Raw genomic sequence first — 20,799 nt, 5'->3', positions numbered from 1 at the left:
GGATGCAGCTCATCGCCACGATCGACGACCCGGCCGTCATTCAGCGGATCCTCGCCCATCTCGGGCTCCCGGGTGTGCGGGACGGCCCGCCTCCCCCGGCCGCCGTGTCGGCGGCGGGAGCTGAGCAGCGGGCACTCCCCTGCGTGACGAGGTAGACAGTGCCACGGGCCCGAGCAGCCGCGCACATCTGCCCTGCGGCTGCCTGGGGCCCAGGTGGAGAACTCCCACCCCCTGCGTCGAGCCTCATGTTTGACCTTTCCGGCGCGCTCTGGCAGCATCAGCGGGACATGGGAGGGGCATTTATCCCCGTTGTGCCAAGGCGATGACTGAGAATAGGCTGTATGTCATCTACGCTCCTCTCTCTGCGCTCCCGATCAGGCGCTCTCAGCCTGTGATCGCGCCCTCGGAGGCGTTGGATACGGTCTTGGCGTACTTGTGGAAGACGCCGCTCGTGTAGTGGGGCTTAGGCGCTTTCCACTTGGCCAGGCGCTTCTTCATCTCGGCCGCAGAGATCTCCACGTCGAGCCGGCGCTTCTTGACGTCGATATGGATGATGTCCCCGCTCTTGATGGCGGCGATGGGCCCGCGCTCGGCGGCCTCCGGGACGATGTGGGCGATCATGAAGCCATGGGTGGCGCCGGAGAAGCGGCCGTCCGTCATGAGCGCCACCGTGTCCCCGAGCCCCGCGCCCTGGAGCGCCCCCGTGACGTGCAGCATCTCGCGCATGCCGGGGCCGCCCTTGGGGCCTTCGTAGCGGATGACGATGACGTCGTTCGGCTTGATCTTGCCTTTCTTGACGGCCGCGAACGCGTCTTCCTCCCGCTCGAAGACACGCGCGGGGCCGCGATGGTCGTACTTGGTCTGTCCCGAGAGCTTGATGACACAGCCCCCCGGCGCGACATTGCCGCGCAGGATCGCGAATCCCCCGGTCGGCTTGAGCGCCTGCTTGAGCGGCTTGATCACCTGCTGTCCCGCCGTCTCGGGCGCGGCCCGCGCCTCCTCACCGATCGTGCGTCCGGTGACGGTCTTCTCGTTGGCGTGGAGCAGGCCTGCTTCGAGCAGCCGCTTGGCCACGACGGGCATGCCACCTGCGTCGTACATCTCGGGCGCCGTGTAGTTGCCCCAGGGTTTGAGGTCGGCCAGCACGGGCGTCTTGCGCGAGATCCGGTCGAAGTCGTCTATCGACAGCTTGATGCCGAATTCCCTCGCCGTCGCCGGCAGGTGAAGGACGGCGTTCGTCGAGCCACCGGTGGCAAGGACGCCGGCGATCGCGTTCTCGAAGCTCCGCCGCGTGACGAGCGAGCGCGGCGTGATCCCCTCGTTCACGAGCGCCATCACGCGCTTGCCGCACTCGAAGGCGACCTCTTCCTTGCGCGGGTCGATGGCCGGGATGCCGTTCCAGCCCATCGGCGACATGCCGAGCATCTCGTAGGCCGTCGACATGGTGTTGGCCGTGAACTGGCCGCCGCAGGCGCCGGCGCCCGGGCAGGCGTGGTCCTCCACGTCCTTGAGCACTTCGGCCGAGATCTTGCCGGCGTTGTAGGCGCCGACCGCCTCGAAGACGTCCTGGATGGTCAGGTTGCGGTTGGCAAACGGGCCGGTGGTCCCCGCGCAACGCCCAAACATGATGGAGCCGCAGTAGAGCATGAGGCCCGGGATGTTGAGCCGCCCGAGCACCATGACCATGGCGGGGATAGTCTTGTCGCAGCCGGAGATGGTCACGATGCCGTCGAACATGTGGCTCCGGGCCACGAGCTCGACCGAGTCCGCCACCACCTCGCGGCTTATGAGCGAGCCCTTCATCCCCTCGGTGCCCATGGTGATGCCGTCGGTGATGGAGATCGTGTTGACCTCGATGGGCGTGCCGCCGGCCGCGCGGATGCCCTGCATCACCTTCTCCGCGAGCTTCCGGTGGTTCCAGTTGCACGGCATGGTCCCGATCCAGGAGTGGGCGACGCCGATCTGCGGACGCGCCAGGTCCTCGTCGGAGAAGCCGACGGCCTTCATCATGGCGCGGGCCGGGGCGCGGTCGGGGCCCTCAAGGAGGACGCGGCTCTTGCGGCGGGTGTCGATAGCCATCACGGGACTCCTTTGTCGAATGAACGAGGTGTGGGCGATTCTACAGCAGGTCGCTGAGCGGAACCAGCGAATAGCCATCCGCTCCCAACATGCCGATCATCGCCGGCAGCGCCTCGACCAGGCGCGCTCCGGCACCGGCGACTCCGTCGGCGTCGTGGAGGTCCACGATGGCCCCGGCCCTCACGCGTCTTCGAGCGCGCTCCACCTGCAGGGCGGGCGCCGCGGGGCGCCGCCCCTCCGTCTGCGCGGTCCAGAACACGCACGGCGTGCCGAGCCTCCGCAGCACGGGGAAGAGCGCGAGGTTGGTCATGCCCCACGGCGGGCGGAAGAACCGCGGCGGCGCGCCGGCGGCCTGGGAGATGGCCTCGTGCCCCCGATTGACCTGGCGCGCGGTCTCCCGAGGTCCGGCGAGCCAGAGGCTCCGGTGGCTCCACGTGTGGTTACCGATGTCGTGGCCGGCGGCCGCGATGCGCCGGACCAGCGCGCCTGCGCGCGCCGCCCGCTCGCCGACCAGAAAGAACGTTGCCCTGGTACCGTGGGCCGCCAGGATGTCCAGCACGCGCGGGGTGTGCTCCGGGTCAGGGCCGTCGTCGAAGGTGAGGGCGACCTTCCGGCCCGCCCGCGGCCCACGCCACACGCTTCCCAACGTCAGCGCGTGGGAGCCCCAGGTGTAGCCCGCCCAGAGCGCCGGCGCCGCGAGGAGCCAAGCCGCCGCGCTCACGACGCACGCTCGCGCGCCAGCCTCTGGTCGCCGAGCACGAGGCCGACGATATCCTGGGCGGCGCGCGGCCGGCGGTAGAGCCCGATGCGCTCGCGGATGTCGCGCAGCAACACCGGGTCGCGCAGGGCGGCGGCGATGACCCGCTGCAGCTGCGCCCCGGACCCCGCCACGAGTCCGACGCCCGTCATGGCCGCGAACCGCTCGTTGCGGGCCTCCTGCCCCGGGAGCGAGCCAAAGCAGATAACCGGCAGCTCCGCGGCGAGCGCCTCCGCGAGGGTGAGCCCGCCGGCCTTGGTGACGAGGAAATCGGCGGCCGCCATCAGCTCGCGGATGTGATCCACGAAGCCGAAGACCTTGACCCGGTGCTCGCGCCCATCCGCGAGCCGTCTCAGCCGCCCCTCGAGACCCCGCTCGTGGCCGGCCACGAACACGGCCTGGAAGGACTGCTCCATGTCGAGGACGGCGCGCGCCGCCTCCTCGAGGCGGCCGAAACCGCCGCCAGACCCGTCCATGAAGAGCAGCACCGGCAGCCGGGGCGAGAGCCCCAGCGCCAGGCGCGCGGCGGCGCGGTCGGGCTGCTGGAGAAACTCGCGCGCCACCGGGATGCCGGTCACGACCACACCCTCCCGTGGCAGGCCCTTGGCCGTCAGCTCGTGGGCGATCTCCTCGGCGGGCACGCAGTAGCGGTCCACATGCGGGTGGATCCACTGCGTGTGCGCGACGAAGTCGGTGAAGACCGTGGTGTGCGGCGGGGTCGGCTCGCCGCGCGAGCGAAGATACGAGAGCGCCGCCGCGGGCGTCGGTTGCACCGAGACCGCCTGGTCGAACCGCTGCGCGCGCAGGAGCCGGCGGAGCTTCCGCGCGCCGACCCGGTTGAACCCCAGCATGAACGGCGACGAGACGCTGATCTGATCGCCCAACCAATAGGCCCCGCCCCAGAGGGCGGGAGCCCGGCGGAGGATGCTGTAGTAGAGCGAGCGGCTCCACTTGTCGAACTTCGGGTGGACGAGGTCACGGAAGTGGTCGACGACCGTCGGGAGCGCTCCGGCCCGGCGGAACTCGTCGGCGAGAACGCCGGCGGCGCGGGCGTGCCCCGAGCCGTACGAGGCCGTGAGGATGAGGACCCGCAGCTGCGTCCCCATCATGCGACCGGCCGGCGCGCGACGAGCAGCGTCAGCTTGCCCGACTGCACCGTCTCGCCGCGCTGGTTCACGATGCGGCGCTCCTCGATGACCACCCCGCCCTCGCGCATGCTCCGCTTGGTCAGCGTCCGGGAGACGCTGTGGATGGTGTCGCCGACTCTGACCGGCTCGAGGAAGCGCCACTCGAAGCCCATGAAGGCCAGCACGGCCAGCGGCCGCCGCGGCACGCGCCAACTTAGGCCCGAGGACAAGCAGAGCGGGAGAAGATCGGGGACGGCGTCCGGATCCCGGAGCGCGGCATCCCCAGTGACGCCTGCGAAGAGGGTCATGTGGGCGGCGGTGAGCGTCATCCCGGGGGTCTCGAGCGGCACACCCTTCTCCACGTCCTCGAAGTAGCACTGCGCCGGCGCGACGGCGGCTCCGCTCACGGCTTGCGGCGCTCCACCACGTACTCGGTCTCGCCTTCCTGCACGACTTCGCCCCGCTGGTTGACGAGCCGCCGCACCATCGTGACGAGGCCGCGGCGCGCGTCGGGCCCGTCCCTCTTGGCGGCGATGCGCGAAAGGACGTGGACGGTATCGCCGATCTTGATCGGGCCCTTGAACTTCCACCTGAGGGCGCTGAGAGGGCCGTGCGCGGCTGCCGGCTCCCCGCGGGACGCCAGGCCCTGCTGGATGCTCAAGCCGAGGAGCCCGTGGGCAATCCGCTCGCCGAAGATGGAGGACTTCATGTGCTCGGCGTCGGTGTGGAGCACGTTGTAGTCGCCGCTGAGCCCGGCGAAGATGACTATGTCGGCCTCGGTGACGGTGCGCCCGGGCGAGGTGAACTCCTGGCCGATCTTGAGATCTTCGAAGAACACGCCGTCGTGACCATTCACGGGTCGCAAGAATAACATGGTGCCGGAGGGGGCATAAACTTGTGATATTCTTCACCCGCGGGGCCGGATCGGTACCTGGGGGGAGCGCTCGAGCACACACCCTTGAGCACACACCAATGGCGGCGGGTATGCAAACTCGTCGTCAGTTCATCATGAGGGGCGGCAAGCTCGTCGCGGCGGGTGTCGCGGCCACGGCGGCCGGGCCGACAATCTTCACGCGCGGTGCGGGAGCGGCCGACAAGACCCTGAAGATCCTTCAGTGGAGCCACTTCGTCCCGTCCTACGACAAGTGGTTCGACCCGTTCGCCAAGGAGTGGGGCGCCAAGCGCGGCATCGAGGTGACGGTGGACCACGTGGGCTTCGCCGACGTGGTGCCCCGGGCCACGGCCGAGGTCGCCGCTCAGTCCGGCCACGACATTCACATGTTCATCGGCCTGGCCAGCGCGTTCGAGGAGCACGTCATCGACCTCAAGGACGTGGTCGGGACGCTCGACAAGAAGTACGGCAAGCAGGTTGACCTCGCGTACCGCAGCACCTACAACCCCTTCACGAAGAAGCAGTTCGCCGTGTCCGACATGTGGGTGCCCGACCCCGGGAACTACCACAAGAAGATCTGGACCGACATCGGGCAGCCCAACGGCCCGGTGACGTACGAGGACCTCGTCAAGGCGGCACCCGAGATCAAGAAGAAGTTCCCGCAGATGCAGATCCCGATCGGGATCGGCCTCAGCCAGGACATCGACTCGAACATGGCCGTCCGCAACATGCTCTGGTGCCACGGCGGCGCGATCCAGGACAAGGACGCCAACGTGGTGCTCAACTCGCCCGAGACCCTGGCAGCGCTCGAGTACGCCAAGCGCCTGTACTCGGTCGGCATGACGCAGGCGGTCCTCTCCTGGAACGCGGCCTCCAACAACCAGGCCTTCAACGCTCAGGAGACGTCCTACATCCTGAACTCCATCTCCGCGTATCGAACGGCCCAGGCCAACAACCTGCCGGTGCTCGAGCACTACTTCTTCGTTCCGGCGCTCAAGGGGCCGACCGGCATCATGCTGGCCTCCGAGCACGTCATGAGCGGCTATGTCGTTTGGAAGTTCTCCAAGAGCCAGGAGACCGCAAAGGAGTTCCTGGTCGCCCTGATCGACGCGTCAAGGGAGTCCATGCTCGGGAGCCAGCTCTACAACTTCCCGTCGTTCTACGGCGCGGCCGCCGATCCCGGCACCGCGATGAACAAGAAGATCGAGTCCGGCGCCGCCTGGATCGCCAAGCAGTGCAACAACGATCCGTTCGGCTCCAAGCCGGCGGACAAGCTGGCGCTGCTCGCGAAGTCCCAGCCCTGGTCCACCAACCTGGGTTATCCGGGCTTCGCCAACCCGGCAGAGGGCGAGATCTTCGATACCTATGTGATCACGGACATGTTCGCTAAGGGGGCCACGGGCACGCTGTCTCCCAAGGACGCCATGACGGAGGCTAGCAACCGCACCAAGGAGATCTTCAACAAGTGGCGCAAGAAGGGCATGGTGCCCGGAGGCTCGAAGGACCGGTAGTCCCGCCCAACCCGAACAGCACCCCGGCCGGCAGGCGGGCGCCCTCGCGCCCCCTGCCGGCCCGTCTGTGACAGGAGGACATGACCACCGCGGAAGTCGCTCTCGCCCCACCCGCGGCCAAGGCCACGGACAGCCTCTCGCCCCGCGACCGAAGGCTCGGGAAGCTCCTGCTGGCGCCCGCGCTGATCTACATCATGCTGCTGGTCGCCCTGCCCTTCCTGCTGGCGCTCTTCCTGAGCCTGACCAACTCTTCCGCCGGGAGCCTGGATTTCTCCTTCGTCGGGCTTCAGAACTTCAAGAGCGTGGCCACCAGCGCGGTCTTTCTGCGGGCGCTCAAGAACACCTTCATCTTCACGTTCGTCTCGCAGCTGCTGGTGATATTCCTCGGCAATATCCTGGCCCGCGCGCTCCTCAAGAAGTTTCGCGGCAAGTTCCTGGTGCGCTTCCTGATCCTCATGCCCTGGGCGGCGCCGATCTCGCTGGCCACCCTCGGTTGGCTCTGGATCTTCGACTCGACCTTCAGCGTGATCAACTGGATGCTCAAGGTCACGGGCTTGCTGGGCCCGGGCCAGCGGTACTACTGGCTCGGCGACCCCACCCTCGGCATGGTCGCCATCATCACGGTCCACGTCTGGCGGCTGCTGCCCTTCTCGACCGTCATCCTCCTGGCCGGGCTGAGCTCCATCCCGGCCGAGGTCCACGAGGCCGCCGACATCGACGGTGCGGGGCCGGTTGCCAAGGCTTTCCAGATCACTCTCCCGATGATGACGCCGATCTTGACCGTGGCCGTCCTCTTCGGCGTGGTCTTCACCTTCACCGATATGAACGTGGTCTACCTGCTCACCCGGGGCGGCCCGTACAACAGCACCCACGTGCTCGCGAGCCTGGCCTACCAGGAGGGTGTACTGGGTGGCGACGTCGGGCGGGGCGCGGCGGTCGCCATCTTCCTGGTGCCGCTGCTCGTCGTGATGGCGGTCATGATGCTGCGCGTCTCGCGGCGGGCGGAGGTGACGTAGCATGCGGCGCGGGCCCCTACGGCGCGCGCTCGCTCTCGTGGGCCATCGTGTCCTGATTCTCGGCTCCACGGCCTTCGCGGTCTTTCCCTTCTACTGGATGCTCATCACCTCTTTCAAACAGAACAGCGACCTCTATGTCGGCGCCTCGAACACGGCCCACAATCCCTTCATCTTCAATCAGCCGCCGACCCTCGAGCACCTGCAGATTCTCTTCGAGAGCACGCTCTTCCCGACCTGGCTCTTCAACACGCTCTGGGTTGGGGCGCTCGTTGTCGCCATCACCCTCGTCCTCGCCGTGCCGGCGGCCTACAGCCTCGCGCGGCTGACGGGGCGCTGGGGCGAGCGCCTCAGCATCGGCATCTTCCTGACATACCTCGTGCCCTCGACGCTGCTCTTCATCCCGTTCTCGCGGCTCGTGGCCATGCTCGGGCTCCAGAACCAGCTCTGGGCGCTCGTGCTGATCTACCCGACCTTCACGGTGCCGTTCTGCACCTGGCTCCTCATGGGCTTCTTCAAGACGCTGCCAAAGGAGGTGGAAGAGTCGGCCATGGTGGACGGCTGCAGCCGGCTCGGCGCGATCGCGCGCGTGGTACTGCCGCTGGCGGTGCCGGGGCTTCTGACCATCGTGATCTTCGCGCTCACGCTCACGATCCAGGAGTTCGTCTACAGCCTGACCTTCATCTCATCCGTCGAGAGGATGACGGTCAGCGTGGGTGTGCCCGTGGCGCTCGTGCGCGGCGACGTCTACTACTGGGGCTCGCTGATGGCCGCGTGCCTCATCACCAGCGTGCCGCTGGCCGTCCTCTACAACTTCTTCCTCGACCGCTTCATCGCCGGTTTCACCGTCGGCGCCATCAAGTAGCCGCCCACGCCCGGGGGACGGGAATCGTTGACAGCCACCGGGGGCGCCACTTAGAATCGGAGCGACTGCCCGGTCTACCACCTTTGCTGGAGGAATGCATGGCTGTTGCCGTCGCCGCGCCCCCCTTGCTCCGCGACCGCCGTCTCCTGGCCATCTGGGAGAAGGTGCGGAACAACATCCGTCTTTCTCCGGAAGACGGCCTCGCGCTGTTCGAAACCGAAGACCTCCACGGCCTCGGCCGCATGGCGGACTTCGCCAAGTCGCGGCTGCACGGCGAGCAGGTCTTCTTCGTGATGAACCGTTACGTCAACCCGACCAACATCTGCGTCCTGTCGTGCTCCTTCTGCGACTTCGCGCGAAAGAAGGGCGAAGACGGCGCTTTCGAGAACTCCATCGAGGACGTGCTCGAGATGATCAAGCCGGGCACGCGCGAGGCGCACATCGTCGGCGGCCACCATCCGGACTGGCCCTTCGACTACTACGAGCGGATGATCGGGGCCATCCACGCCGCCCGCCCCGAGACTCAGATCAAGGCCTTCACGGCCGCCGAAATCGACTACCTCTGGCGGCGCTGGAAGATCGAGCCCCGCGAGGCCCTGACGCGGCTCAAGAAGGCGGGGCTCCGCTCCATGCCGGGTGGCGGCGCCGAGATCTTTTCACCGCGCCTCCAGAAGGCGCTGCACTACACCGGCAAGGCGGACGCCGACCGCTGGCTCGAGATCCACGGCATCGCCCATTCCCTCGGGATCAAGACCAACGCGACCATGCTCTATGGCCACATCGAGACCATGGCCGAGCGGGTCGAGCACCTCGTGCGCCTGCGCGAGCAGCAGGACAAGAGCGGAGGCTTCCTCACCTTCATTCCCCTCGCGTACCAGGTCGGGACGACAAAGCTCGTGCCGCGCCAGACTCCGCCGACGGACGATCTCCGCACGATCGCGGCCTCGCGACTCCTCCTCGACAACTTCCCGCACATCGAGGCCTACTGGGTCATGATCGGCGAGGAGACGGCCTCGGTCGCGCTCAATTTCGGCGCGTCCGACGTCAACGGCACGCTGGAAGACGAGAAGATCGCCCACATGGCGCAGGCCGAGAGCCCCGCCGGCCTGGCTCAGGAGCAGATCCTTCGCATGATTCGCGACGCGGGCAAGGTCGCGGTCGAGCGGGACGCGCTCTACAACGTCGTCAAGGTCTGGAACTAGCCCGTGCTCGCCGAGATCCGCGCCAAGGCCGAGGCCGGCAAGCGGCTCGACCGCGCCGAAGGCCTGTGGCTCCTGACAGAAGCGCCCATACTCGAGCTTGGCGCGCTGGCGCAGGATGCGCGCTTCCGCGCCCATCCGGAGAAGCAGGTCAGCTTCGTCATCGACTCGAACCCCAACTACACCAACGTCTGCGTGACCGATTGCCAGTTCTGCGCCTTCTACCGCAAGCCGGGCGACTCCGAAGCCTGGACGCTGACGGTCGAGGAGGTCCTCCAGAAGGTCGAGTTCGCCGCCGAGCGGGGCGCGACGACCGTGCTCCTCCAGGGCGGACATAACCCCACCCTTCCCCTCGAGTACTACCTGTCCCTCGTGACCGAAACGCGGCGCCGCTTTCCGCAGGTGACGCCGCACTTCTTCACCGCGTCGGAGATCATGACGATGGCGGAGGTTTCATCGCTGTCCATGCCCGACGTGCTGGCCCGGCTCAAGGCGGCGGGCCAGACGACGCTGCCCGGCGGCGGGGCCGAGGTGCTGTCGGAGCGGGTGCGCAAGCGGATCGAGCCCAAGAAGGGCGGGCCGCGAGCCTGGCTCGACGTCCACCGCGAGGCCCACCGACAGGGCTTCAAGTCCACGGCGACCATGATGTACGGCCACGTCGAAACGCCGGAGGACATCCTGGACCACTTCGACGCGATCCGGGAGCTCCAGGACGAATACCCGGGCTTCACCGCCTTCGTGCCGTGGTCCTTCAAGCCGGGCAACACGCTTCTCGAAAAGTGGATCAAGACTTACAAGGGCCCGAACGCGTATCTCCGGATGCTCGCCGCCTCCCGCCTCTACCTCGACAACTTCCCGCACGTGCAGGCCTCGTGGTTTTCCGAGGGCAAGCGGGCCGGACAGATCGCGCTGCACTGGGGGGCGGACGACTTCGGCGGCACGCTCTTCGAGGAGAACGTCCACGCCGCGGCCGACTACGTCAACAAGATCACGGTGGACGAGATCGTGATGCTGATCCGTGAGGCGGGCTTCACCCCCGTCCAGCGCACCACCGAGTACGAGATCTTAAAGATTTACTAGCGGCGGGCTAGATCGGGTCGACGGGCGGGATGATCGGGATCAGTTTCTTGGCGTGGGCGATCGCGTAGAGACGCTCGAGGGCGGCCTTGCCATCGGGCCCGAGGCGCTTCGTGTAGTCGTTGACGTACATCAGGACGAACTTCCTGCAGGTCTCCTTGTCAATCCCCCGCCCGTATCGCATGGCGTATTCGAGCGCTTCGTCCACGTGCGCGTAGGCGTAGTCGATCGAGTCGCGCAGCGCCTGCGACAGCTTCCGGTGCACGGCGTCGCCCAGGTCGCGGCGCATGACGTTGATGCCGAGCGGCAGCGGCAGGCCCGACTCGCGCTCCCACTCCTGCCCCATGTCGAGCACCTTGACCAGGCCCATCTGCTGGTGCGTGATCTGCCCCTCGTGGATCAGGAGCCCGAGGTCGGCCTGACCCTCGAGCACGGCCTTCGGGATCTTGTCGAAGGCGACCTCGATGATCGGCGGGTCGCCGACATAGATCCTGAGCAGGAGCGCCGCCGTGGTGTGCCTGCCCGGAATGGCGACGACCTTCTTCTCGAGGTCCTCCCGCGCGATGGGCTCCGTCGCGACCAGGATGGGGCCGTAGCCCTTGCCCATCGAGGCGCCGGGATCCATCATCCGGTACTGCTCGTGCACCATGACGTAGGTCGCGGCCGAGATGGCCGTCACCTCGAGGTCGCCCGTTCGCGCGCGGCGGTTGAGCGACTCGATATCCTCCAGCACGTGCTCGACCTCGATGCCCTCCGCCTTCACCTTGCCGGCGGTGAGGGCGTAGAACATGAACGCGTCGTCGGGATCAGGGCTGTGGCCGATACGGATCAACATTGCCCGCAAAGGGTACCACAGGGCCCGGAAGTATTGGGACGTGCGGCTAGTCCGAGAGGCCGAGGAGATCGAAGCCGCGCCCCTCGCGCGCGGCGGGCGCGGCGGCGAAGCCTAAGCGAAAGTCCCCCGCCTTGATGGCGCGGATGATCGCGTCCGGGCTGCGCGCGGCGTCCACCTCGACCCAGGCGCGGCCGATCTCGTCGTCGCGGTGCGAGTCGTCGGTGGCGATCTTCGGCAGGCGGATCAGCTCGACATCGTGCTGGGCCTGGTAGGCGCCCGTGTCGGTGATCTCGACCGCGTGGATCGGTAGCCCGTCCTCGCTGATGACGCCGATCCGGTAGAGGATCTGCTCGACGTTCAGTCCGTAGCGCGCCGGGTGGTTCAGGACGTAGAGCGTCTCGCGATCGCCCATGATCTTGCCCACGTGCTGGGACAGCGGCCGGTAGTCCAGCTCGACGCCCGTCAGGACCAGCATGCGGTCGTCCCCGGAGGGAATGTTGGACCAGTAGTCGTCGCCGATGCGATTGTCGTGGTCGGTGATGGCCAGGAAGTCGTAGCCCAGCTCGCGGTAGCGCGCGACGACCTCGGCCACGGGCCGGCGCCCGTCGGAGAACGTGGTGTGGGCGTGAAGATTGCCCTTCAGGAGCGGCATGGACCGGTGGCCGGGTGCAGCGAGCTCAGCGTGGCGAGGCGACGGGCGTGACGACGGTCTTCCGGACGGGCCCACCCCAGGTGATCGCGAAGCCGAAGCTCAGCCATCCCGGCTGCCGCATGCCCGTGGGTCCATCGGTAGTGACCACGCCCACCGGCGAGCCCCACCCTGCGAGCCCCATGCGCCCGGTCGCCGTCTCCGTCGAGAAGGGCTCGATGAAGGCCGGATCGTAGTTGATGACGGGGTCGCCGCGGTAGATGTCGGCGTCCCTCGGGCGCGTGATCTCGCTGCCCGGAACCTCCGGGCGGATGATCTCGAACTTGGGCGGAGCAGGCGCGGTCGTCTCGACCTCCACGCCCTGCGCCACTGCCGCTCCCGCGATCCCCAGTGACAGTGCCACCGCCACTACAACGCCTAGCGTTTTCGAGGACATACACCAATCCTCTCAGATATAACCCGAGTACGCAAGCAAATCCCCTAGCGAATCACGCCGTCCCGAACCAGACCTTCATACTCCCCCTTCTTGAGCCTCAGAAGACCGCGAAAAACTTCGGCATTGTGCTCCCCCAGGCAGGGGGCCGCGCGCTCGATCTTGCCCGGGGTGGCGGAAAGCTTGATCGGCGAGGTGTAGAGCGCGAAGTCGCCCACGGCAGGATGCCTCACGGCGCGGACGGCTCGCCGTGCCCGGAAGTGCGGGTGATCCTGGTGAGCCTCGAGCCCCATCACCGGCGCGGCGGCGACCCCGTGGGCCTGGCAGCGCACCGTCGCCTCCTCGGCCGTGAGGGAGCAGGTCCACCGCGCGATCGCTCCGTCGACCTCGCCCGCGCCGGCCTGCCGGCCCGAATGGGACGCGAAGCGCGCAGCGGCCGCCCAGGCTGGCCCGCCCATGGCGCTCGCGAGCCCGCGCCACTCGTCGTCCCCAGCGCAGGAGATGGCGACCCAACGGTCCTCGCCTAAGGACGGAAAGATCCCATGAGGCGCCATGGAGGCGTGCCGCGAGCCCTCCGTATCCCAGACCCTGCCGTTCATTTCGAGATCCATCAGCGCCTCGCCGACAAGCCCCGCCGTCGCCTCGAGCTGGCTCATGTCGATCCACTGGCCTTCGCCCGTTCGCGCCCGGTGCGCGAGGGCTGCCAGCACGGCGAAGAAGCCGTGGTGCGCATTCGACGGGTCGCCGTAGCCGAGCGTCAGCGCGCCGAGCGTGCGCTCTCCCGTGTAGCCGATGAGGCGTTCGAGCCCGGAGAGGCTCGTGAGCGACGGCGCGAAGGTGCGCACGTCCTCCCAGGGTCCGCCAGAGCCTACGGCTGAGCAGGAGATCATGACGAGGCCGGGACGAACCGCGCTGAGCGCCGGGTAGTCGAGGCCCGCGGACCTGAGCACCGAGGGCGAGAAGTTCTCGACGACCACGTCGGCCTCGGCCACCAGGCGCTTGAGAAGGGCCGGCGCGCCCGGATGGCGAAGGTCCACGGTGACTCCGAGCTTGCCGCGGTTGTATTGGTGGAAGAGAGGAACGCGGTCGATTTCGGCCGTCCGGGCCCCGAGCGCCTTGCTCGCGTCTTCCCCTTCCCGGAGCGGCGTCGGGATGAGCCGGCAGTAGTCGAGCCTCCTCGAAGACTCGACCTTGATGACCTCGGCGCCGAATTCGGCGAGGAGGCTCGACAGCACGGGCCCCACGGCCACCCAGCCGAAGTCGATGACGCGGATGCCGGCCAGCGGCCTTCGCGGGGAGAGGGTTCTACGTTGGCTCCCTCGCCCTGCCAGGGAGAGGGCCGGGGTGAGGGTTCCCTTCCCAAAGACTTCGGCGTTGTGCTGGCCGAGCGTGGGCGCGGGACGGCGAATTCGCCACGGTGTCTTGGAGAAACGCCAGGGCGCGCCGGGATAGGTCAGCGGGCCCGTATGCTCGCGGTCCACCGTCACCCAGAAGCCGCGCGCGCCGAGCTGAGGGCAGGCCCGGACTTCAGCCGTGCTCCGCACCATGGCGAACGGGATGGCGAGTCGCCGGCACATCTCCTGGAGGTCGGCGCTCGTACGCTCGCCCAGCAGCGGCGCCAGCAGCGCGTCACCCTCGTCCGGGTAAAGGCGTCCGAGGGCCGCGCGGTCGCGGTAGCGCGGCTCCGCCGACCAGGCCGGCGCGCCGAGGGCGTCGATGAATTTCTTCCACGGCTGCCCGGAGCGCGTGATCATGCAGAGGTACCCGTCTCGCGTGGGCAGAATGGTGTAGGGATAGAAGCCGCCCGAGCCCGACGCGCGATGGCCCGCCCGCTCCCACTCGAGCCCCGTCGCGGTGTAGAGCGGCGATGTGATGCCGCCGAAGAAAGCCATCACGTCGGCGGCCGCCACGTCCACGTGCTGCCCCTTGCCCGACGCGCGACGCTCGATCAGCGCGAGCATGACGCCGGCAGCGGCGTTGATCCCCGCCTGGAAATCCGGCTGCGAGCACGGCAGCGCGAGCGGAGGCCGCCGCGGCTCGCCGATGACGATGCTCGCGGCGCCGGCGGCCCCAGCCTGGAGCGCGTGGCCGCGGAAGTGCTTCCAGGGTCCGGAGTGGCCGAAGGTCGTGACCGAAGCGTGGACGAGACGGGGAAAGCGCGCAGCGGTGTCGGCTGGGGACAACCCCAGTGTCTCCGCGTCATCCGGGTGGAGATCCTCGACGAGCGCGTCGGCAGAGGAGAGGAGGCCGTCAAGGCGCTCCCGGTCGCTTGCGCGCGTCAAATCGAGCGTCACCCCCAGCTTGTTGGCGTTGAGCAGACAGAAGAGCCCGCTCTTCTCCGGGTGCGGAAGGTCGTTCGGAAACGGCCCGTGACGGCGCGAGGGATCGCCGCCCGGCGACTCGACCTTGATGACCGTGGCGCCCAAATCGGCCAGAGAGCGCGCCGCGTAAGGCGCCCCGACGAAACCGCCGACCTCGACGACGACGATGCCGTCGAGCGCGCCCTTCGCTTCAGGCAAGCCGGCAGAGAGCCAGGAGCGGGCCAAGATCCCGGGCTCGCTCCATGCCGAGCACGGCGTCCTCGAGCGCGGTCACGCGGGGCGGCGGCAGGAGGCGGGCGGCATTGTCGCGGAACTTCTCGATCACCTCGTCGGGCGCGATCGGCCGATCGGGGCCGCCGCGCTGGCTCTCCTCCCGCGCCTCGAGCACCCTGCCGTCCGCGAGCCGCACCTTGACCCAGCCGGGAAAGGTCCTCGGATAGGGCGAGGCGGGATCCACCGTGTACCGCACTCGAGCGGCCAGCGCGAGCACACGATCCTCGCGGATACTCTCCCCGGTGAAGGCGCCGATGCCCACTTGGTCCCCGCAGAGCGCCGCCGCGACGCAGAACGCGAGGCTGAACTTGGCGTCGTAGGGTGTCCGTGGCCGGAGCTTCGCCGCCACGGGCTCGCAGACGATGGGCACTTCCCCCGCGGGCACGAGGCACTCGATCTCGGCCACCTGCTCCGCCCTGAGACCTTCGGTCTCCTTGAGGCGCGTCACGGCGTCGAGATAGGCGTGGTTGAGATGGCAGCACGGATAGAGCTTGAACGAGCTCCGCACTGTCTCCCACTCATCCCCCAGACTCTTCAGTTGCTTCTCGATATCGGGCGCTTCGCCAAGCGCGGCACAGTAGAAGCCGAGCCGTCCCTCGAGAGCTGTCGCCGGTCCGGTGAAGCCCTCGCCCGCGAGCGCCGCCGCCTGTATCCCCGACTGCGCCGCCCATCCGGGATGGAGCCGCTTGACCCAGGAGCCGTCTTCGAGGAACTCCATCACGCCCGAGGCCATGCTCGCCGCGATGCCGAGGGCCGCGGTCAGACGGTCGGCGTCGAGGCCCAGGGACTTCCCGGCGGCGAGCGCGGCCCCGAACGCGCCGCAGACGGCGGTGGCGTGCCAGCCGCGCTCGTGAAAGCGCCCGGGGGCCGCCATGCCGATGCGGATCATGGCCTCGTATCCCGCGACCAGCGCCGTCAACGCGTCGCGGCCGCCCAGTCGCTCCGACTCGGCGAGGGCCAGCACCGCCGGCACCAGCACGGCGGACCCATGACAGACCGAATCCGCGTGGGTGTCGTCGAAGTCGAGGCCGTGGGCGAGGGCGCCGTTGGCGAGCGCGGCCTGGGGCGGTGCGGCCGTGAGCGGGGTGCCCCAGATGGTGCAGAGGCCGGGCCCGCCCCAGCGGGACGCGAGCGCCAGCACGGAAGGCGCGTGGTCTTCCCGCGCCCCCGCCAGCGCGCAGCCTATCGTGTCGAGCACGCGGAGGGTCGCGTTGTCCCGCACCGCAGCCGGGATGTCCTCGGCGCGGAGTCGAGCCGCCCACTCGCCAAGCGTCCGCGCGGCAGGCGTCATCTAAGACGGCTTCCCGCGCGGCAGCGCCACGGTGGCCGAGCCCTTCGCGGTGATGTCATTGTGTTGGTTTTCGACTAGGAGGTCCACGTCCACGAGCGACAGGCCGTCTTCCTCGCGCTTGCCGGTCACGATGCCGCGGCACCAGCTGACGTCTCCGATCAGGTTGTGGCGGCGGACCTGGGCCGAGAGCCGTCTGAGCTGGCCGTCATTGCCCATCCAGTTGGTCGCGACGTGACCGAGCCACGCCACCCGCTCGGGGCCGTAGTCATAGGCGCCCGGCACTCCCACCGTCCGGGCGAACGCCTCGTCCCAGTGGACGCGCTCCGGCGGCTCCGGCACCCCGAACGCGTTGGGGATGCCGAGCGCGGGGTGGCGCTCGATGAGATCGAACGCCAGCCCGTGCCCGCGCACGTAGAGACTGCCCCACCCCTGGACGAACGCCACGATTGACGTCACGGTCAGCGGGCCCTTGCAGACGGTCGGCAGGCTCTCGCCCACGTGGACATCGTCCCACAGCCGCGGCCTGGCTCCGCGGATCTCTTCGTTCTGGTAGAAGCGAGAGATTGTTCTGATCTCGTCCTCGCTGTACCGGTGTGGCGCGGCGTCCTTGTACTTGCCGCGCTCGCGCGCCGTGTCGCGCTCCGTCCGGAAGCACCACGAGTCGGCCTCGCAGACAGCCTCGGCGCGCTGGTTCGTGAAGGTCGTGCGGTAGACCTGCTGGATGGCCCGCTTGGCGAACGCCGAGGGCTTCTCGATCACGTCCTTCAGCACGCTCTCGCCGACGATCCGGTCTCCTTCCCGAACGGCGCGATGCCAGCGGAAGTCGGTCCCCCCGTACATGGCATGGATGCCCGGCAGCCCGCCGACATAGCCCGAGACGATCCGGTCCATGGCGAAGAGGATGGTCGGCGGCGCCACGCCGGCCTCGGCCCAGAACGGATTGCGGTCGCCGATGCCGTGGGCCCAGTGGCGGATGGCGTCCCGCGTCGCGACCTCGATATAGGGCTCGGGACGGCGGACCGGCTGGCTGATGCGTGCCCTGAGCGCCGCCAGCGCCTCTGGAGTGATCGTGGGGAATCTGGCCGTCGTGGACATGGGCCGATTGTGGGCACGGTGGAGCCGCGGGTCAAGGAATGTTGTAGCATCCCGCCATGCGGCGCCCTGGGTTCACAAAGTGGGCGTTCACAAAGTGGAATCTCGCGCTGGCGGCGCTGCTCGCCGCATCAGGCTGCGCGGGAGGCTTCGGGAGCGGCACGACCGCCTCCCGCGAGCCGGGCTTTCGCGCCACCTCGGTGCGCCGCCCGGCGCTCCTCGTGCGCGTGAGCGTTCCGGCCGAGCTGGACAAACGCGAGCGCGATCGGATCCCCGAGAACTACGAGGCCGCAGTCGTGGAAGGGCTCGAGCGGGCCGGCATCCTGACCGTGGATATGGTGTCCGTCTCCGGGTCGTCCGCGCGACCGCTCGAAGGGCTGGACAGGACCGCCGCGCTCAGCCGCGCGCGTGAGGCCGGCGCCGAGCACCTCGTCATCGTGGACGCCCGCCTCTACCAAGGCGACCTAAGCCACTGCAAGCAGTCGGGCCGGGCCCGCTCGGGCCCAACGACCTACTGGGACGTGGGCCTCGAGATCCGCCGCGTCGCCGATGGCCGGCCGCTCCTCGTGGAGCCGCCGGCGGAGGACCGGCGCGCGGTGGACGTGGAGCTCGACTGCAAGACGGGCCGCCTCATCCGGCGCAAGAGCATGGACGAGCTCATCACGGACTCCGTCGGTCTCGTCCTGGCGCCCTTTTCCTCCCGCTGAAGGCACTCCCACCAAGTCTCCGGTTTCGTGTATTGTTTTCCACACCCCGCCACAGCCGCACCGGGAGCGGGTGCAGCGACCAGCAGGACCGGGGAGCGAGGCCGTGCCCGACTTCATGGATCCGGCAAGTGGCGTCTTCGGCGAGGAGGCCTTCCACCTGCTCCTGACCCGCGAAGCCTCCCGCGCGACGCGCTACCAGGACTTCTTCTCCGTCTGTCTCGTGCGCCCCGACGGGGCGGAGCACGAGCCCGGCGAAGCCATGCAGCAGGCTGTGGCGCGCAAAATCACCCAGGTCCTCCGCTCCACGGACGTGGTCGCTCGCCTCCGTGACGGCATCGCCATCCTGCTGCTGAACACGCCCGACGCCGACGCCGAGCGCGTGGCCGAGCGCATCCGCGCCCATCTCGAGAACGTCTCCTTCCAGTCCGACCCGGCCGCGCGGCGCGTGACGCTCTCGATGGGGCTCGTGTCGTTCCCGCGGGACGGCCACAACGAGACCGTGCTCCTTACGCACGCCCAGAGCCGCCTCAAGGAAGCCGCCGAGCGCGGCGGCAACCAGGTCGTCTCCAGCGAGGGCAGCTAGACCGCGCGCCGCAGCAAACGAAAAGGCCGGGGATCTCTCCCCGGCCTTTGGTGTGTGCAATGGTGGACGATACTGGACTTGAACCAGTGACCCCCGGCATGTGAGGCCGATGCTCTGCCAACTGAGCTAATCGTCCGTGGCACAGTTACGTTACACACATGCCGCCCGGGCGTCAACCCTCGCGCCGCGACCGAGGAGAAGCTTGCTGCTCCGGCGCGGGCGGGTGTAAGCTCGCTTAACTGTTCACATTCCCACGTCGGCACTACGGAGGTCGGATATGCGTTCCCTCGGCACATTGGTGGCGCTGTTGGTCCTGCTGGCCGCCGCGCCCGCAGGGTCGCAACCTAACGCCGCCATCGAGAAAGGCTCCTCAGTCAAGATCGAGTACACGCTCAAGGACGACAAGGGCGCGGTGCTCGACACCAACGCCGGCAAGGAGGCGCTGGCCTTCACGCAAGGCGCCCAGCAGATCATCCCGGGCCTCGACAAGGCGCTCCTGGGCATGAAAGCAGGCGACAGCAAGAAGGTCACGGTCAAGCCGGAGGACGCGTATGGCCCCCTGGATCCCAAAGCCGAGGCCGAGGTGCCGAAGGACGCACTGCCGCAGGGCGCGGCCGTGGTGGGCACGCGCCTCCTGGCCCGCGGCCAGGACGGGCAGCCGCGTCCCGTCACCGTGAAGGGCGTCAAGGACACGACCGTGCTGCTCGACCTCAACCACCCGCTGGCGGGCAAGACGCTCTTCTTCGACGTCAAGGTGGTCTCCGTCGAACCGCCCGCAGCCAAGTAGACAGGTTTCGTGAGCATCCGCGCGAGCGATCTTCCCTTCGAGGCCGTCCATGCGCCGGCCGAGGCGTTGAGCCTCAAGCGCGCGACGCTCTGGGCGCTGCTGGCCTCGAAGGTCGTCACGGGCTGGGGCGTGCAGTGGGATATCCAGTGGCATGTCCTGATCGGCCGCGACTCGTTCTGGATCCCACCGCATCTCATCACCTACGCCGGAGTCAGCGCGGCCGTGTTCCTCTCCTTCGGGATGCTCTTCTGGGAGACCTGGCGCGGGACGGGCGACATGCGGGTGCTGGGGCTCCGCGGCAGCCGCGGCTTCCAGTTGGCCGCCTGGGGCATCGCGGTCACCATCATTGCCGCGCCCATCGACGATCTCTGGCACCGGCTCTTCGGCATCGACGTGACGCTCTGGAGCCCGCCGCATCTCATGGGCATCCTGGGAGCGGTCATCAATGCCTGGGCATGTCTCACGATCACGCGTGAGGTCTACCCCGCCGGCAGCCGCGCGCGGCTCGCCGCCATGGTCCTCTCGGGCGCGGTGCTGTACGGCAGCCTCCACCTCGTCGTGGATCCGTCCTTCCGCATCGCCTACCTATACGGCGGCGTTCGCTTCTACACCTTCGCGATTTTGGCTGCCGTGCTCCTGCCGCTGGCGCTCGTGCCGACGGCGCGGCTCTCGGGAAACCGCTGGACGCCGGTATTCGTGCTCGTGGGCGTCGTGCTCCTGGGGATGGCCGGGCTCAGGATCGCGCGCGTGGGCTTCGAGATTATCCAGCCCGTGTCCGTGATCGAAGAGGAGATCGCGAAGGATCCAACCTCGCCCATCGCCGTGGCGACCATCATGGGCAGGAAGAACGGCGTCACGCCCGGACGCGTGGGCGGCTGGCCACTCTTCATGATGGGCATCGCGCCGGTCATCGCCATGGCGCTCGTCGACGCCCGCCGGCGCCCCGTGGCGGCCGCCGTCACCTGGAGCCTCCTCCTGTTCGTCGTGGGGGGCTGGCTGGTCTCCGGCAGGCCGGCATTCGCTTCCATGGCTCCGGGCGCCGGGCCGACGATCGCCGCCTTCATCATCACCGCCGCCGCGGCGGTCGTGGGCGGACTGGCCGCCCGCCGCTTGGCGGACGCGCTCTAGCGATGGCGACTCCGGCGAAATCCGTCGTGATCACGGGCGCCTCGACAGGCATCGGCGCCGCGTGCGCGCTCCATCTGGACCAGTTGGGCTGGAGAGTCTTCGCGGGCGTGCGCCGGCAGGGCGATGCGGAGGCCCTCCGAGCCCTGGGTTCGGCGCGGCTCACTCCCATCTCACTCGACG

General features: G+C 68.5%; 20 protein-coding genes and 1 tRNA gene. 9 read left to right on the top strand and 12 right to left on the bottom strand.

The features are described 5' to 3' along the window. Positions 1–384: 384 nt before the first annotated feature. From ilvD to VGV06_17765, 5 genes are read right to left on the bottom strand one after another with little or no spacing between them, the layout of a single operon-like run. Positions 385–2,079, bottom strand: coding sequence for a dihydroxy-acid dehydratase (gene ilvD, locus VGV06_17785; protein HEV2056996.1), 1,695 nt, complete (start codon positions 2,077–2,079; stop codon positions 385–387). 40 nt (positions 2,080–2,119) lie between these two features. Beyond that, on the bottom strand, positions 2,120–2,800 hold the full coding sequence (locus VGV06_17780; protein HEV2056995.1) for a polysaccharide deacetylase family protein: 681 nt from the start codon (positions 2,798–2,800) through the stop codon (positions 2,120–2,122). Further along, a complete protein-coding gene (locus VGV06_17775; GenBank protein HEV2056994.1) occupies positions 2,797–3,945 on the bottom strand; it encodes a glycosyltransferase in 1,149 nt (382 codons plus the stop codon). The genes VGV06_17780 and VGV06_17775 overlap by 4 nt, the downstream gene beginning before the upstream one ends. Beyond that, a complete protein-coding gene (locus VGV06_17770) occupies positions 3,942–4,370 on the bottom strand; it encodes a hypothetical protein (protein ID HEV2056993.1) in 429 nt (142 codons plus the stop codon). Before VGV06_17770 ends, VGV06_17775 begins: the two co-directional genes overlap by 4 nt. Continuing rightward, positions 4,367–4,801 (bottom strand): MaoC/PaaZ C-terminal domain-containing protein, encoded by a 435-nt coding sequence (locus VGV06_17765; GenBank protein ID HEV2056992.1) that lies wholly within the window; start codon positions 4,799–4,801, stop codon positions 4,367–4,369. Before VGV06_17765 ends, VGV06_17770 begins: the two co-directional genes overlap by 4 nt. A gap of 146 nt (positions 4,802–4,947) precedes the next feature. On the opposite strand from VGV06_17765, the gene VGV06_17760 reads away from it, so the two are divergent. The 5 genes from VGV06_17760 (at position 4,948) to mqnC (ending at position 10,523) form a co-directional block, all read left to right on the top strand. Beyond that, the gene (locus tag VGV06_17760) at positions 4,948–6,366 is read left to right on the top strand and encodes an ABC transporter substrate-binding protein (protein HEV2056991.1); all 1,419 of its coding nucleotides are present in this window, start codon (positions 4,948–4,950) and stop codon (positions 6,364–6,366) included. Between the two features lie 80 nt (positions 6,367–6,446). Then, a complete protein-coding gene (locus VGV06_17755) occupies positions 6,447–7,382 on the top strand; it encodes a sugar ABC transporter permease (GenBank protein HEV2056990.1) in 936 nt (311 codons plus the stop codon). A gap of 1 nt (position 7,383) precedes the next feature. Then, a complete protein-coding gene (locus VGV06_17750) occupies positions 7,384–8,244 on the top strand; it encodes a carbohydrate ABC transporter permease (protein ID HEV2056989.1) in 861 nt (286 codons plus the stop codon). A 98-nt stretch (positions 8,245–8,342) separates the two neighbouring features. Next, positions 8,343–9,446, top strand: coding sequence for an aminofutalosine synthase MqnE (gene mqnE / locus VGV06_17745; GenBank protein ID HEV2056988.1), 1,104 nt, complete (start codon positions 8,343–8,345; stop codon positions 9,444–9,446). Between the two features lie 3 nt (positions 9,447–9,449). Beyond that, the gene (gene mqnC / locus VGV06_17740; protein HEV2056987.1) at positions 9,450–10,523 is read left to right on the top strand and encodes a cyclic dehypoxanthinyl futalosine synthase; all 1,074 of its coding nucleotides are present in this window, start codon (positions 9,450–9,452) and stop codon (positions 10,521–10,523) included. Positions 10,524–10,530: 7 nt separating this feature from the next. Here the strand turns inward: mqnC and VGV06_17735 are convergent, their stop codons facing one another. From VGV06_17735 to VGV06_17710, 6 genes are all read right to left on the bottom strand, one after another. After that, complete coding sequence (locus tag VGV06_17735) at positions 10,531–11,355, bottom strand: MqnA/MqnD/SBP family protein (GenBank protein ID HEV2056986.1); 825 nt, start codon at positions 11,353–11,355, stop codon at positions 10,531–10,533. Positions 11,356–11,401: 46 nt separating this feature from the next. Continuing rightward, on the bottom strand, positions 11,402–12,007 hold the full coding sequence (locus VGV06_17730; GenBank protein ID HEV2056985.1) for a PHP domain-containing protein: 606 nt from the start codon (positions 12,005–12,007) through the stop codon (positions 11,402–11,404). Between the two features lie 25 nt (positions 12,008–12,032). Then, a complete protein-coding gene (locus tag VGV06_17725) occupies positions 12,033–12,407 on the bottom strand; it encodes a hypothetical protein (protein HEV2056984.1) in 375 nt (124 codons plus the stop codon). Between the two features lie 77 nt (positions 12,408–12,484). Beyond that, positions 12,485–14,956: a CoA transferase gene (locus VGV06_17720; protein ID HEV2056983.1), complete on the bottom strand. Its 2,472-nt coding sequence runs from the start codon at positions 14,954–14,956 to the stop codon at positions 12,485–12,487. Further along, complete coding sequence (locus VGV06_17715) at positions 14,949–16,322, bottom strand: MmgE/PrpD family protein (GenBank protein ID HEV2056982.1); 1,374 nt, start codon at positions 16,320–16,322, stop codon at positions 14,949–14,951. Before VGV06_17715 ends, VGV06_17720 begins: the two co-directional genes overlap by 8 nt. After that, positions 16,323–17,417, bottom strand: coding sequence for a MaoC family dehydratase N-terminal domain-containing protein (locus tag VGV06_17710; GenBank protein ID HEV2056981.1), 1,095 nt, complete (start codon positions 17,415–17,417; stop codon positions 16,323–16,325). A gap of 56 nt (positions 17,418–17,473) precedes the next feature. On the opposite strand from VGV06_17710, the gene VGV06_17705 reads away from it, so the two are divergent. Then, the gene (locus VGV06_17705; GenBank protein HEV2056980.1) at positions 17,474–18,121 is read left to right on the top strand and encodes a hypothetical protein; all 648 of its coding nucleotides are present in this window, start codon (positions 17,474–17,476) and stop codon (positions 18,119–18,121) included. 103 nt (positions 18,122–18,224) lie between these two features. Then, entirely contained in the window at positions 18,225–18,704 is a 480-nt protein-coding gene (locus VGV06_17700) for a GGDEF domain-containing protein (GenBank protein ID HEV2056979.1), read from the top strand. A gap of 60 nt (positions 18,705–18,764) precedes the next feature. On the opposite strand, the gene VGV06_17695 is transcribed toward VGV06_17700, so the two are convergent. Further along, a tRNA-Val gene (locus tag VGV06_17695) sits at positions 18,765–18,840 on the bottom strand. Between the two features lie 141 nt (positions 18,841–18,981). Here VGV06_17695 and VGV06_17690 point away from each other — a divergent pair. After that, on the top strand, positions 18,982–19,491 hold the full coding sequence (locus VGV06_17690) for a peptidylprolyl isomerase (protein ID HEV2056978.1): 510 nt from the start codon (positions 18,982–18,984) through the stop codon (positions 19,489–19,491). A gap of 9 nt (positions 19,492–19,500) precedes the next feature. After that, the gene (locus VGV06_17685) at positions 19,501–20,619 is read left to right on the top strand and encodes a hypothetical protein (GenBank protein HEV2056977.1); all 1,119 of its coding nucleotides are present in this window, start codon (positions 19,501–19,503) and stop codon (positions 20,617–20,619) included. The last annotated feature ends 180 nt before the right edge of the window (positions 20,620–20,799 follow it).

This window comes from Candidatus Methylomirabilota bacterium (genome assembly GCA_035936835.1).
Classification (GTDB): Bacteria; Methylomirabilota; Methylomirabilia; order Rokubacteriales; family CSP1-6; genus AR37.
Note: the sequence above shows the minus strand (reverse complement) of the source record. Positions and strands in the feature narration are given on the sequence as shown.

Bases quoted from the DNA above. Each gene is read 5' to 3' on its own strand.
- ilvD (HEV2056996.1), bottom strand. From the start codon at position 2,079: ATGGCTATCGACACCCGCCGCAAGAGCCGCGTCCTCCTTGAGGGCCCC.
- VGV06_17775 (HEV2056994.1), bottom strand. From the start codon at position 3,945: ATGATGGGGACGCAGCTGCGGGTCCTCATCCTCACGGCCTCGTACGGC.
- VGV06_17760 (HEV2056991.1), top strand. From the start codon at position 4,948: ATGCAAACTCGTCGTCAGTTCATCATGAGGGGCGGCAAGCTCGTCGCG.
- VGV06_17755 (HEV2056990.1), top strand. From the start codon at position 6,447: ATGACCACCGCGGAAGTCGCTCTCGCCCCACCCGCGGCCAAGGCCACG.
- VGV06_17750 (HEV2056989.1), top strand. From the start codon at position 7,384: ATGCGGCGCGGGCCCCTACGGCGCGCGCTCGCTCTCGTGGGCCATCGT.
- mqnE (HEV2056988.1), top strand. From the start codon at position 8,343: ATGGCTGTTGCCGTCGCCGCGCCCCCCTTGCTCCGCGACCGCCGTCTC.
- VGV06_17735 (HEV2056986.1), bottom strand. From the start codon at position 11,355: ATGTTGATCCGTATCGGCCACAGCCCTGATCCCGACGACGCGTTCATG.
- VGV06_17730 (HEV2056985.1), bottom strand. From the start codon at position 12,007: ATGCCGCTCCTGAAGGGCAATCTTCACGCCCACACCACGTTCTCCGAC.
- VGV06_17715 (HEV2056982.1), bottom strand. From the start codon at position 16,322: ATGACGCCTGCCGCGCGGACGCTTGGCGAGTGGGCGGCTCGACTCCGC.
- VGV06_17710 (HEV2056981.1), bottom strand. From the start codon at position 17,417: ATGTCCACGACGGCCAGATTCCCCACGATCACTCCAGAGGCGCTGGCG.
- VGV06_17705 (HEV2056980.1), top strand. From the start codon at position 17,474: ATGCGGCGCCCTGGGTTCACAAAGTGGGCGTTCACAAAGTGGAATCTC.
- VGV06_17690 (HEV2056978.1), top strand. From the start codon at position 18,982: ATGCGTTCCCTCGGCACATTGGTGGCGCTGTTGGTCCTGCTGGCCGCC.